This window comes from Polynucleobacter sp. MWH-Jannik1A5 (assembly GCF_018881795.1).
GTDB lineage: Bacteria > Pseudomonadota > Gammaproteobacteria > Burkholderiales > Burkholderiaceae > Polynucleobacter.
The window spans coordinates 462,885-475,791 of sequence record NZ_JACVPQ010000001.1 but is presented as its reverse complement, the minus strand read 5'-3'; the positions used below and the strand labels follow the sequence as shown (position 1 = coordinate 475,791).

The following is a 12,907-nucleotide window of genomic DNA, read 5'->3' as shown; positions in this document are numbered from 1 at the left end:
CTGAATAGCTGGTTATTCACGTTCATGTAAAAAGGGGTCCGAGGACCCCTTTATTTTGCTATCGATTCTTTAGGTCAAATTAAGCAGCAAGCGCTTCTTCTGGTTCAGTAACTGATGAGCGAATAAGGTAATCAAACGCTCCAAGAGAGGCTTTGGCACCTTCGCCCATGGCGATGATGATTTGCTTGTAAGGAACAGTCGTGCAATCGCCCGCTGCAAATACGCCAGGCAAAGAAGTCTCACCTTTTGCATCCACAATGACTTCACCGTGTTTTGACAACTCAAGAGTACCTTTGAGCCAATCCGTATTTGGTAATAAGCCAATTTGCACAAAGATGCCTTCAAGCTCAAGTGTATGCTCAGAATTATTGGTGCGATCTTGATAGCGCAAGCCATTGACCTTGCCACCTGCACCCAATACTTCTTTGGTAAGGGCGCTCATGATAACGGTTACATTTGGCAGACTAGCCATTTTCTTCTGAAGCACTGCATCAGCGCGTAATTTGCTATCAAACTCAATTAAGGTGACGTGGCTCACAATGCCAGCTAAATCAATTGCAGCTTCAACGCCAGAGTTACCACCACCAATGACAGCAACACGCTTGCCTTTGAATAAAGGGCCGTCGCAGTGAGGGCAGTAGGCAACACCTTTGCCACGGTACTCTTGTTCGCCAGGAACATTCATTTCTCTCCAGCGGGCACCAGTACTCAAAATAACTGACTTGCTTTTCAGTACTGCACCATTAACCAGTTCAACTTCAAGTCCATTGGCAGTTTTACGCAATGCATTAGCGCGTTGCAAATTCATAATGTCGACTTCATAACTCTTGACATGTTGCTCGAGTGCTTGAACCAGCTTAGGCCCCTCAGTCTCTTTTACGGATATGAAGTTTTCAATACCCATGGTATCCATGACTTGGCCGCCAAAGCGCTCAGCCACAATTCCAGTGCGGATGCCTTTGCGGGCGGCATAGATCGCTGCAGCTGAACCAGCGGGTCCACCACCAATGACTAAAACGTCATATGGATCTTTGGCAGAGAGTTTTGCGGCTTCTTCTTTAGGGCTTGCAGTATCGAGCTTAGCCACAATCTCTTCAACACTCATACGGCCTTGACCAAATACTTCGCCATTTAAGATCACGGTTGGTACAGCCATGATTTGGAATTGGTCAACTAATTCTTGATAGAGGGCGCCGTCAACCATTTCATGGGTAACGTTTGGATTGAGGGCTGCCATGAGATTGAGTGCTTGAACAACATCAGGGCAGTTATGGCATGACAAAGAAATAAATGTCTGGAAGCTGAGTTTGCTATCTAGCTTAGTGATGCGATCAATAATCTCTTGCTCAACCTTTGCTGGGTAGCCACTTGCTTGCAAAATTGCCAAGATGAAAGAGGTCATTTCGTGACCCATTGGCAGGCCTGCAAAAGTAATGCGCGCTTCTTGATCAAGCTTACTGACAGTAAAGCTAGGTGTGTGCGCAGCTTTACCATCGGTTTTGACGGTGATCTTGTCAGATTGCTCAGCCACTTCATTTAAGAGTTCAAGCATCTGCTTTGAGCTGTCGCCGTCATCTAGGCTAGCCACGAGAACGATAGGGCTAACAATCTTTTCAAAATACACTTTTAACTGTGATTTGATATTGGTATCGAGCATGATGATTTCCTTGGGTAATTTTTTAGGTGAGTCTATTGGGCAGGATCTTGTCCTCTCCAATAGACTCTCCGAAGAGAGTCTATGGATTAGAGCTATTTCTTAGATCTTGCCTACGAGATCCAAAGAAGGAGTCAATGTTGCTGCGCCTTCTTTCCACTTTGCTGGGCAAACTTCGCCTGGGTGTGCAGCTGTGTACTGTGCAGCTTTCAGCTTGCGCAATGTTTCAGAAACGTCACGTGCGATTTCGTTAGAGTGAATTTCTGCAGTCTTAATCACGCCTTCTGGATTGATAATGAAAGTGCCACGCAATGCCAAGCCTGCTTCAGGAATGTGAACACCAAAAGCATTTGTCAATGTATGTGTTGGATCGCCAACAAGTGGGAACTTTGCTTTACCAACAGCAGGAGATGTCTCGTGCCAAACTTTGTGTGAGAAATGGGTATCAGTTGTTACGATATACACTTCAGCACCCATTTTTTGGAATTCAGGATAGTTCTCAGCCGCATCTTCAATTTCTGTTGGGCAGTTAAAGGTAAATGCTGCTGGCATAAAAATCAGAACAGACCAGTGACCCTTGAGGCTTTCGTCAGTAATGGTTACAAACTTGCCATTGTGGAAAGCTTCGGTTTTGAAGGGTTGAACTGCGGTATTGATAATGGACATACTGTGCTCCTTGTTTTGGTTAATCAATTCTTTGGTAACTAATACAACTATATGAATTTTGAACCTCAGTTCTTTATTTGTCTAATGAATAAATTTGATATTTATGATCGAATTTATAGATAATAGGATCCAAGGACCTTTTTCCCACTCGGAACGGCCTAAATCACACTTTTTGGTAGGTATTGGTCTTTTGGGGTTTTAAAAGGTTCGGCAATATCTTTAGGCTATAGTGCCCAATTCAAGAGAGAAATGTAATAACTGCCAAATTTAGGCAACACCACCTTTTATGAAATTGCTTTTAACGCTCCTCCTCAGTATTTTTGTTTCGGCAAGCTACGCTGAGGATATGTTGGTACCGCTTTCCAAATTTGATAATGATTCGCAGCGGCTTACCGACAATAAAGTTTTGGAATTCTGGGCTTATCACAATTACGACAACAGTGATAACTATCAAAATGTTTTGAAATTGCGTTACTACAACCCGCTTGCTGCAGGTGATTGGCGAGGGCGCATACGCCTGGACACTTCTTACTCCTCAAGTTACAACTCCATTTCTTCTGCGAATAATGCAGGGCAATACAGTGCAGGCAACACCATGGTGACGATCTGGGGGCAAGACCAAACTTTTTTAAAACCCTTGGGAGCACTAGTTGGTGGACGTGTCATCTTCCCATTTGGTAATAATGGGCAATGGGCAGTTGGTCCGCAATTGAACTGGTCTTTTATCCCTAGTGTCGACAGTCGAATCGGTGTGACTGATTTCTCACCACTAGTTCGTTATATGTATGGCTTTGATACTAAAAATAATAGCCTCATTGTTAATCCTAATCAGCCAGCGCTGATGCGAAGTTTGCAGTTATATCCAACGGTTGGTTTCCAATTGTCTCCAAATACGATGTTGCGTTTCTGGGATGAGAACGGGGTTGTCTACAACTCCGCTGGAGGGGGATGGTTTGTGCCGATTGATGCCATGGTGACGCATCGACTTGCAAAACATTGGGTGGTTGCCGTAGGTGCTAGTAAGCAGGTAGTGCAGACATACATACAATACGATTGGTCTGCCTATGCAAAGATTTCGTTCAATTTTTAAGCTTCAAACACCCTCAGTTATTGGCTCCAAAGCCTATAATCGCTATCAAAATTAGTAGTAAATACCCTTTATGTGCATACATCTCAAATAGAGCTTTTTATGAATAAGAAAATTTTGACGTCCATCATCCTTGCATCCGCCATCCTCTCTAGTGCAGGTATCGCAAGTGCCGAACAAGATTCCACTCCAATTCCTAAAGTGTCAGATGAATGGCGCTTTGAGATCACTCCATATTTATGGTCGTCCGGTATTTCTTCAACGCTCTTTTATAACGATCGCTATATCAATACTGCCAGGCTTTCATCATCCGATATTATCGGCAATCTCAAGTCCGGTGGCATGATCTCTGCTGAAGCGCATTATGGTAACTGGGGCATTATGGGCGATATCGTATCCGCCACTTTGCAGACGACATCAAGCCCTACGGTGACGGTGCCAACGCGATCTGGCGCTCTGCCTGTTAACGCAGCGAATAAGACTACTCTGCAACAAAATATTATTACCGGTGCGGTTAGCTATACCGTGCTGAATAATAAAAATGCTTATCTTGATGCTTTGGTTGGTGCACGCAGCATTGCGGCAACAGCAACTATTGCAGTAGATTTATCAGCATACGGTATGTCCAAAAACGCCGTTGACTCTAAATCAGTTTCTACGGTTGATCCTATCGTTGGTTTCAAAGGCCGCTACCGTATAGCTGATTCTTCTTGGTACATTCCGTTCTACGCTGATATTGGCGGAGGAGGCGGCACAACCAATGTGACCTGGCAGACTATTCTTGGAGTAGGCAAAACATTTGAAAACTGGATTGATGTTTCTCTTGCCTATCGCACGATGTACTACGACATGAGTGGCGATGGCTTATTGCAAAAAACGACATTTAAAGGCCCACAGTTGGCGGCAACTTTCAGGTTTTAATGGTGCAAATCCCGCTAGAGCTTAGTCCCGCAGTATCGCTGACTGCTTTCAAGCATTCAATCAAACACTAGGATAAGAATATGAAATTCGTGCCAAAGTTATTTTCTGTGCTTTTAATGATGCAGTGCGCGGCCACCTTTGCCAAAGGGAATGCCGACACGATTTTCTATGGCGGTCCAATTGTTACAGTAAATGCGAAGAATGAAGAAGTGCAGGCGCTCGCGGTACAAGGCGGCAAGATTGTTGCGGTCGGCACTAAAGATGCAGTAACTAAAGACTGGCAGACTTCAACTACCAAGGTGGTTGATCTAAAAGGTCAAACCTTAATGCCGGGTTTTGTCGAGCCCCATGTCCATATTTTGGTAACTGCAGTGTTTGAAGGCTTAGGCTTAAATCTAAGTAACTTTACCTTGCCGTATGACACTAAAGAAACCTTGGTAAAAAAAATGAAAGCCGCTCTTAAAGATGTTCCTGCTGGCGGATGGCTTTTTGGTTTTGGTGTTGACCCATCGCGCACCACCCCTTTTATGGCTGAACTTACTGCCGATGATTTGGATACGGTATCTAAAGATGTGCCTATCTTTATCGTGAATCAATCTGGCCATATAGGCTATGTAAACCACAAGGCTTTAGAGTTGGCTGGCGTTACCGATAAAACGCCCAATCCTCCTGGCGGTGGCATTTATGTGAAAGATGCCAAAGGTAAGCTCACTGGAAAATTAGTAGAGCCTCCTTCTTACTTGCCATTTATGGCAAAGATGCCGGCGCCCACTGAAACTCAATTATTTAGTGCTATTGAAGGCACTATGAAAAAGATTGCCTCAACTGGTGTTACTACCGCCTCTGAGATGAGTGTGGGCGGTAATTTTGGTGTTGATAAGGAGGTTGCTATCTATAAGGCGATTTTTGCCAAGAATGCTGCGCCTATTCGAGTGCGTGGTTATTTGTTTAGTGAAGCTTTACCAGCAGGGAAAACTTCTATTAAGCCTAATGAGGGTGATGACAAATTACGCTTTATTGGCATTAAATATATTTCTGATGGATCTACTCAAGGTTTAACCGCTGCATTAAATGCACCTTATGCCTATCCAAAAAACTCCAACTGGAGCGGGGCGCTTAACTATAAAGATTCTGAAATTTATGCTTCCATGAAGGGATTCTTTGATCAAGGTTGGCAAATTTCTACTCACTCCAATGGGGATAAAGCAATTGACCAAACTTTAGCCAGCTATACCAAGCTGTTATCTGGTAATCCTAAGTCGCAAGACCGTCGTTTGCGTATTGAGCATTTCACTGTGAATCATGAGTCTCAAGTAAAGCAAGCCGTGAAATTAGGCGTAGTTCCAAGCTTTACGATTGGGCACGTTAATTATTGGGGCGCTGCATTTAATGATCACATCATTGGATCTGAGCGCGCAAAGCGTATTGATCCAGCTGGTGACTTCAAGCGTGCAGGCGGCAAATTCACATTGCACAGTGATACGCCGGTCTCGAATGTTGGCCCTCTGAACTATGTTAGTGAGGAAGTAACGCGTTTATGGCAGTTGCCGCCACAAAAAGTATTGGGACCAGATCAAGCGGTATCGGTTGATGATGCAATCCGTGCTATCACTATTGATGCTGCATATCAAATCTTTGCGGACAATATTGTTGGTAGTCTAGAAGTAGGCAAGCAGGCCGACTTAGTTGTTTTAGAAAAAAATCCTCGCCAAACTGCACCAGCCGATATTCACAACATTAAAGTAAAAAGCACGTGGATTGATGGTAAGCCAGTTAGCTTGCAATAGATATCTTGAGCTTAAATAATGATGACTATTGCATTCCACTCTTTATCTAAATGTGTTGCTGTAACCGCATTGATGGTGGCATTAATGATGGGTTGCCAGTCTACCGGCCAAGATGGCAAACCTCTAACTCCAACAGAAATCGCTCAAAAACGTGAGGGCACTCTCAGGATGGCCAAAACTGGCTTGGATGCCCTCATCAAACAAAAGCCCGCGGTTCAAAAAGAAATCGATGAGGCGGCTGGCTATGCTGTTTTCACCACTACGAATGTGAATATTGTTCTATTAGTGGTGGCGCGCGGCGAAGGCGTATTGTTTGATAAGCGACGTAAAGACCCCATTTTTATGCAAGCACTAAAAACCGGCGAAGGTCTAGGGGCTGGATATCAAGATCAATACCAAGTGGCAATCTTTAAGACTCCAGGCGCTATTGATCAGTTTCTACTGACCTCGGTTGATGGTCAACGTGGTGGTGTCGATGTGGATGCGAATTTCTCAGCAGGCTCTGGTGGAACGATTCGATCCTTTAACCCGGAGATTACTTTTTACACGGTGGGACTTTCTGGATACGACTTACAGGCCAATTATGGTGGCACCCTATATTTGGTGGATCAGCAGCTGAATAATGCCGCAACCTTAAATAGTCTGCCCAAAAAGAAGTAATGGCAGGCAGTTTGCTTACATATACTGGTATTTCTCTATAGAAACCCGCCTGAAGGAGAGTAGATTGGTACATAACAATACCCATCTGAAAGGCTGATATGAGTAAGAAATCATTGAATATGAATACTATGCCAGGGCAACAAAGCGCCGTTGACGCTACAAGAGCAGCAGGGCGCGTGGCGGTCGAGAGTGCGCAGGCGATTGCAAAAATTAATCAACAGGCTACACAAGAGCTGGCCGCCATGATTCAGAAGCGGGTATCTGAGTTGATGACAACCCAAGATCCTAAATCCGCCTTTGAGTATGTGCATGCTGAAGTATTGCAGGATGCAGCCAAGGAGATTACTCAATATCACAACCAGTTATTGCAAGTACTTAAGAGCGGTAATCAAGAGCTAGCTTATATTGCAGAAACGATGATTCAAGAATCCAAGGCGGATCTCATTCACTTTGTGAATGAGGCTACTGATAATGCACCGATTGGCAGCGAAGCCTATGTTTCAGTATTTAAAACATCCTTTAACAATGCGTTGCAGAATTTTGAGTTGATACGTGCTGCAATGGCGGACTCATTTACTAATTTTGAAAAGAGTGTTGAGAACGTGAGTAATCTTGCTACCCCAAAAAGCTCTCCTAAGAAGAAGAGCTGAGTATTTCAGGTTAGGGGTTTAATACTGTTTTTGAAATTGTAGGGCGGTTTTGATAGTCTGAAAATGAATATCCACGGTAGATTCGATTTCCTTGCCGTAGCCGCCCGCCATTGAGAATGCAATAGGTAGTTGACGAGCTAGCGCAAACTCAAACACCATTTCATCCCGCTGGCGCATGCCGTCCTTAGTAATCTCCAGCCTTCCAAGTCGATCACCTTCATGTGGATCTGCGCCGGCTAGAAAGATGAGAAAGTCTGCTTTAAAGCGTGTATCTAATTGGTCAAGGGATTCACGCAGCGAGTGTAAATAAACATCATCGTTACAGCCATCAGCGAGACCAACATCAAGATCGCTCTGCTCCTTCTTAAATGGAAAGTTATTTTCTCCATGAAGGGATAGGGTAAAAATAGAATCATCATTTTGCAGAATCGCTGCAGTACCGTTTCCTTGATGAACATCTAAATCAATTACGGCAATTTTGAGTGATCCGCTAATTTCTTTTTGAAGGGTGCGTGCCGCAATAGCAGAGTCATTAAAAACACAAAATCCACTTCCGGTATCTCGATAGGCATGATGTGTACCCCCAGCTAGATTGGCAGAGATACCTTCTTGCAAGGCTGCTTTAGCTGCAGCAACAGTAGCACCTGCTGAGCGTCGTGAACGTTCGACCATTTGAGTGCTCCAGGGAAAACCAATCTCTCTTTGCTCTTGTGTTGAAAGCGCTCCGTCAATTACTTTAATGAGGTAGCCCGGATCATGCGCATACAAAATTTGGGTATCTGTTGCTGGTGGCGCTTCAACAAGTTCTATACCTGCTTGAGCGCTAACTAAATCTCGCAATCGAGAGTACTTCTCCATAGGGAAGCGATGCCCTGTAGGCAGAGGTAATACAAAATGGTCGGTATAAAAAGCCTTCAAACTTCTCTCGCATATTCCTTGAGAATATTCAATGGCACCGTTTCCAGAGCTTTGATGTGAGTACTTTCCAGCTTGATTAATGGAGCGCAATTTGCGTTTAAGGCCTCTACCCAGCGATTGATGCATAAACACCATTGGTCTCCCGCAAGCAGTCCAGGAAATCGATACTCTGGCCGAGGGGTGATGAGATCATTCCCCTTTTGAAGGCTAAATTGCAAAAAAGCATCTGTCACAATCGCGCAAACTAAATGACTGCCGACATCTTCTTCATTGGTCTTGCAGCACCCATCCCTAAAAAAACCAGTTAGGGGATCGAAAGAGCAGGGTATTAACGGCTCCCCATATACATTCAGTGCAATCTCGTTTTGCATAACAACCTTAAAAATATTAGTGTCAACCAGTTTATTGAATAAGCCGTAAACTTGCTGAACGATGACTCAACTAGAGAAACTCACCTTGTTTTACGATGGCGCCTGCCCTTTATGTCAGGCGGAGATTCTTTTTTTGTCCGGACGTAATCACGCTAACTTATTAGATTTTGTTGATATTAATTCTGATCGGTTTGACCCTCAAAAGGTAGGCGTCTCTTGTGAAGCTGCATTAGCGGCTATGTATGGTCAATTTGCTAGTGGCAGATTAATTCAGGGCGTTTCTGTTTTTCCTGAAGCCTATCGTCGAGCAGATCTGCCGCGCATGGCCTGGCTCTTCTCAAGAAAGCCTTTGCAACCATTCTTTAAATTGGGGTATCTATTTTTTGCTAAGAATAGACATGCAATCTCGAGCCTTTTTGGGCCGGCAGCACTCCGTCTAGTCAAGTCCAAATCAGGAACGGCATCACAATGAAAAGAATTCAATTTTTTATCGTGTTTACTTTATTGAGCACAGTGCTATCAACTGGCTTTGCTCGCGAGCCGATTGAATTGCCTGCAAATATCAGTTCTGCAAAACTTCAAGGTAGTGGACGACTCACTTGGTTTGGCCTGCATGTTTACGACGCCTCCTTTTATCGAGTGGGCTCTCTATCCTCTCCCGACTTTGCATTAAATCTGCGCTACCAAAAATCATTCTCTGGATCCTCTATTGCCAATCGAAGTGTCGAGGAGATGAAGCGTATTGGTGTGCCAGAGGCTCAGGCATCGCTTTGGGGTAAGGAGTTAACTGCCATCTTGCCGAATGTGGAATCAGGACAAACTTTGACAGCGATGTATTCCCCTAAGCAAGGAACCATTTTTTATCACGATGGTAAGCAGATTGCACAGATACCAGGCCCTGAATTTTCAAAGGCATTTTTTGGGATTTGGCTTGATCCAAAAACAAGTGCACCTAAGCTGCGGACGGAGTTGCTAGGACAATCTTGCCCGCCACCGATTTTTAATGAGGCCTGCTAATTCATGAAAACCATTTTTTATCGTTTCACGCTGTTGATATTTTGCGGACTATTTGTCGTTTCTTGTTCTGCGCCTCAAGTTTCGCAATATGCAGCTGAAAAGCCTGTACTGGATCTGAGTGAGTATTTTTCGGGAACGATTGATGCCTATGGCATTTTTACCGATCGCAGTGGCGAGGTAAAAAAACGTTTTACGGTGTTGATCAAATCCAATTGGACAACTGTTGATGGAAAAAAAGTAGGCACTCTTGATGAGAGCTTTGACTACTCGGATGGTACTAAGCAAAAGCGTATTTGGACTTTAACGGAGCAATCTCCTGGCTATTACATTGGTAGAGCGGATGACGTAGTGGGGGATGCCCAAGGCCAACTAGCAGGAAATGCTCTGAATTGGACCTATACCCTTGCCTTGCCAGTGGATGGCACCATTTATCACGTGCAATTCAATGATTGGATGTACTTGATGACCCCTAAAGTGATGCTCAATAAGGCCAAAATGAGTAAGTTTGGAATTGAGCTGGGTGAGGTTACTTTGAGCTTCCATAAGCGCTGAGCAAAAGCCCGGGATTTGTGTCACACTTTCTGCGAACAATACTTATTTATATAGAAATACAGGGCATTTCATGAGAATCGAAGATACCGATCCAGCGCGTCATGCAGGGATTGAATATCCAATGGAGGTGGGCGCCCCTGTATTTGCTCCTATCAAGGTTACAGAAGAAAAAGATAAAGCTGTCAACGTAGCGCGTCAGAATGCTAAGTTGGAATATGACCGCATTATGGAGCAAGCTGAGGTTTTGATGAAGCAGGCGAAAGCTTTGCAAGCAAGACTCGATGCTACTGAGATGGTGCACAGCGCTAAATTTAGCTTTAATCCAATTCATGGAAAAATTTATCACTTGTACTATGACGGCAGGAATGGCGTTAATGTCTTAATCCAGAATGGTCCAAAAGAATGGAGTTGCGGTATTCCTGAGAGTTGGACCTATTCAATGGCAGTGAAGAAGTTGGGTGATAGTACTTGGGCGGTAATTGAGGAAGATGCCCTTACTGTATGATTATTTTCTCTCTATAAAAATAATAAGGTGACACGTGACAAAAGCTCGAGTTGTTAGTCTGACTGAATTAGGCAGTGCAGACGTAATTAAGGTAATCGACAAAGAATTGCCTCCACCTGCAAAAGGTGAAGTGCAGATTCGTCAAACTGCGATTGGATTTAATTTCATTGACGTTTATCAGCGCTCTGGTGTGTACCCGCTCGAGATGCCTACTGGCCTCGGTCATGAGGCTGCTGGTGTTGTTGAGGTTGTAGGCGAAGGCGTTACTGACTTTAAAGTTGGCGATCACGTGGTTTACATGAACGCTGGAATTGGTGCATACGCTAGCGCTCGTAATGTTGCTGCTGATAAATTGGTTTTGATACCAGCTGGCATCTCTGATGAAGTAGCTGCAGCGGTTTTCTTTAAGGCAATGACTGCGCAATACCTAGTTCAGAAAACATACAAAGTAAAAGCTGGCGATGTTGTACTTGTCCATGCTGCTGCAGGTGGTGTTGGTCAAATTTTGGCTGGCTGGGCAAAAGCTTTGGGTGCTTTTGTTGTTGGCACTGTGGGTTCGCCAGCAAAGTTCGCGGCCGCTAAGGAAGCAGGTTGTGACGCCGTAGTTGATTACTCTCAACCAAATTGGGTTGAAGAGGTTATTAAGGCAGCTGGTGGCAAAAAAGCTAACGTGGTTTACGACTCTGTTGCAAAGACTACTTTCTTGGGATCCTTGGATTGTGCCGCTCCGTTTGGCACGGTGGCCTTGTTCGGCGCCGCCTCAGGACCAGCCCCAGAGATTCAGCCAGAAATCTTAAACAAGAAGGGTTGTCTATTTTTAACAAGACCTTCTGTATTTCCACATAATGCAACTGCAGCCTTGTTAAAAGAAAATGCTAAAGCAGTCTTTGATGCAATTGCCAAAGGGCAGGTCAAAGTACAAATTGGCGCGAAGTTTTCCTTGGAGCAAGCGGCAGACGCACACCGTGCTGCTGAAGGTAGAAAAGTTTCTGGCGCAATTGTCATGACACCATAGATTCTTAAGTGTTCTAGCGTACAAAAGCCCCGTCTTGCGGGGCTTTTTTTATAGAGCAATCAGGCGTAGGATAGAAGGATGAAAACACTTCTAAAAATAATTTTTTCCACGCATTTGATTTTGATGAGCGCTTTGTCTATGGCTCAAATTCCAGAAACACAGTATTCACAAGGCATTTCTTACATCACTGGCGGTGTTGGTGAGGGTGAGACGGTAGCCATTCTTGCCGAGGCAAAGCAATGGCCTTTATTGCTGGAAATGTCGCAGATTGAGAATGGTAGGGGTGTTTGGATATTTGGAGCAACTATCAAAATCATGAGCTCAAATAAAAAGCAGATGATCTTTGACGCCCAAGCAGATGGCCCTTATATGCTGATTAATCTTACGCCCGGAGATTATGTGGTTGAAGCGGTATATGAAGGGGTTGTTCAAAGGCGAATACTTTCTATTAAGCCTGAAACGCCGCAAAAAATTTCTTTATTCTGGAAATAAAATAATTAAGAGCAGATTGCATTCTTAAAAGGAGATTGATATGACAAAAAAAATTGCAGTGGTATTTCATAGTGGCTATGGGCACACGGTAAAACAGGCGGAAGCGGTTGCAAAAGGAGCTGGCGCTACATTGGTAGCAATTGATGCTGAGGGCAACTTGACGGATGCGCAGTGGGTAATTTTGAATGAAGCGGATGCAATCGTTTTTGGTTCGCCAACTTATATGGGAACCGTCAGCTGGCAATTTAAAAAGTTTGCTGATGCGAGTTCCAAGCAATGGTTCTCTCAGCAATGGAAAGATAAAGTGTTTGGCGGTTTTACTAATTCAGCCACGATGAATGGCGATAAGCATTCCACTTTGCATTATTTCTTTACCTTGGCCATGCAGCACAATGGTTTATGGGTGGGAACTGGGTTGATGCCTTCCAACTCAAAAGCCGCTAAACGTGATGACATTAACTATGTTGGTTCTTCTGCAGGAGCCATGATGCAGACTCCCTCGGATGCGAGTGTGGATGAGGTGAATGCCGGTGACTTAGAGACTGCAAGACTCTATGGGCAGCGTATTGCTGAAATTACAAAGCGTCTGAACTAAGCTAAGTAATTGATTTA

Annotated in this window: 16 protein-coding genes; 12 read left to right on the top strand and 4 right to left on the bottom strand. The window is 44.2% G+C overall.

From position 1 onward, the window contains the following. Nucleotides 1-79: 79 nt before the first annotated feature. The gene (ahpF, locus tag ICN23_RS02360) at nucleotides 80-1,657 is read right to left on the bottom strand and encodes an alkyl hydroperoxide reductase subunit F (protein ID WP_216230749.1); all 1,578 of its coding nucleotides are present in this window, start codon (nucleotides 1,655-1,657) and stop codon (nucleotides 80-82) included. A gap of 99 nt (nucleotides 1,658-1,756) precedes the next feature. Further along, nucleotides 1,757-2,320: an alkyl hydroperoxide reductase subunit C gene (gene ahpC / locus ICN23_RS02355; RefSeq protein WP_215347302.1), complete on the bottom strand. Its 564-nt coding sequence runs from the start codon at nucleotides 2,318-2,320 to the stop codon at nucleotides 1,757-1,759. Nucleotides 2,321-2,606: 286 nt separating this feature from the next. Here ahpC and ICN23_RS02350 point away from each other — a divergent pair, with 286 nt between their 5' ends. The 5 genes from ICN23_RS02350 (at nucleotide 2,607) to ICN23_RS02330 (ending at nucleotide 7,425) form a co-directional block, all read left to right on the top strand. Beyond that, a complete protein-coding gene (locus tag ICN23_RS02350; protein ID WP_255532678.1) occupies nucleotides 2,607-3,410 on the top strand; it encodes a hypothetical protein in 804 nt (267 codons plus the stop codon). Nucleotides 3,411-3,509: 99 nt separating this feature from the next. Continuing rightward, the gene (locus ICN23_RS02345; protein WP_216230748.1) at nucleotides 3,510-4,328 is read left to right on the top strand and encodes a hypothetical protein; all 819 of its coding nucleotides are present in this window, start codon (nucleotides 3,510-3,512) and stop codon (nucleotides 4,326-4,328) included. An 80-nt stretch (nucleotides 4,329-4,408) separates the two neighbouring features. Then, nucleotides 4,409-6,115: an amidohydrolase gene (locus ICN23_RS02340; protein WP_216230747.1), complete on the top strand. Its 1,707-nt coding sequence runs from the start codon at nucleotides 4,409-4,411 to the stop codon at nucleotides 6,113-6,115. Between the two features lie 18 nt (nucleotides 6,116-6,133). Next, entirely contained in the window at nucleotides 6,134-6,775 is a 642-nt protein-coding gene (locus ICN23_RS02335) for a hypothetical protein (RefSeq protein ID WP_216230746.1), read from the top strand. Between the two features lie 98 nt (nucleotides 6,776-6,873). Next, nucleotides 6,874-7,425: a phasin family protein gene (locus ICN23_RS02330; protein ID WP_216230745.1), complete on the top strand. Its 552-nt coding sequence runs from the start codon at nucleotides 6,874-6,876 to the stop codon at nucleotides 7,423-7,425. An 18-nt stretch (nucleotides 7,426-7,443) separates the two neighbouring features. Here the strand turns inward: ICN23_RS02330 and ICN23_RS02325 are convergent, their stop codons facing one another. Both ICN23_RS02325 and ICN23_RS02320 read right to left on the bottom strand, forming a co-directional pair. Continuing rightward, entirely contained in the window at nucleotides 7,444-8,343 is a 900-nt protein-coding gene (locus ICN23_RS02325) for a histone deacetylase (RefSeq protein WP_216230744.1), read from the bottom strand. Further along, complete coding sequence (locus ICN23_RS02320; RefSeq protein WP_216230743.1) at nucleotides 8,340-8,714, bottom strand: DUF2237 family protein; 375 nt, start codon at nucleotides 8,712-8,714, stop codon at nucleotides 8,340-8,342. Before ICN23_RS02320 ends, ICN23_RS02325 begins: the two co-directional genes overlap by 4 nt. 61 nt (nucleotides 8,715-8,775) lie before the next feature. Between ICN23_RS02320 and ICN23_RS02315 the strand changes: the two genes are divergently transcribed. The 7 genes from ICN23_RS02315 to ICN23_RS02285 all read left to right on the top strand — a co-directional run bounded on the left by ICN23_RS02315 (nucleotide 8,776) and on the right by ICN23_RS02285 (nucleotide 12,890). After that, complete coding sequence (locus tag ICN23_RS02315; RefSeq protein ID WP_216230742.1) at nucleotides 8,776-9,186, top strand: thiol-disulfide oxidoreductase DCC family protein; 411 nt, start codon at nucleotides 8,776-8,778, stop codon at nucleotides 9,184-9,186. Further along, a complete protein-coding gene (locus ICN23_RS02310; RefSeq protein WP_216230741.1) occupies nucleotides 9,183-9,731 on the top strand; it encodes a chalcone isomerase family protein in 549 nt (182 codons plus the stop codon). The genes ICN23_RS02315 and ICN23_RS02310 overlap by 4 nt, the downstream gene beginning before the upstream one ends. A gap of 3 nt (nucleotides 9,732-9,734) precedes the next feature. Beyond that, nucleotides 9,735-10,283, top strand: a complete 549-nt coding sequence (locus ICN23_RS02305; RefSeq protein WP_216230740.1) for a DUF3833 domain-containing protein — start codon at nucleotides 9,735-9,737, stop codon at nucleotides 10,281-10,283. Nucleotides 10,284-10,353: 70 nt separating this feature from the next. Next, nucleotides 10,354-10,788, top strand: coding sequence for a DUF2452 domain-containing protein (locus tag ICN23_RS02300; protein ID WP_216230739.1), 435 nt, complete (start codon nucleotides 10,354-10,356; stop codon nucleotides 10,786-10,788). Nucleotides 10,789-10,822: 34 nt separating this feature from the next. Continuing rightward, complete coding sequence (locus ICN23_RS02295; protein WP_216230738.1) at nucleotides 10,823-11,803, top strand: zinc-binding dehydrogenase; 981 nt, start codon at nucleotides 10,823-10,825, stop codon at nucleotides 11,801-11,803. Nucleotides 11,804-11,881: 78 nt separating this feature from the next. Next, the gene (locus ICN23_RS02290; RefSeq protein WP_216230737.1) at nucleotides 11,882-12,295 is read left to right on the top strand and encodes a carboxypeptidase regulatory-like domain-containing protein; all 414 of its coding nucleotides are present in this window, start codon (nucleotides 11,882-11,884) and stop codon (nucleotides 12,293-12,295) included. A 40-nt stretch (nucleotides 12,296-12,335) separates the two neighbouring features. Beyond that, a complete protein-coding gene (locus ICN23_RS02285; protein WP_216230736.1) occupies nucleotides 12,336-12,890 on the top strand; it encodes a flavodoxin family protein in 555 nt (184 codons plus the stop codon). The last annotated feature ends 17 nt before the right edge of the window (nucleotides 12,891-12,907 follow it).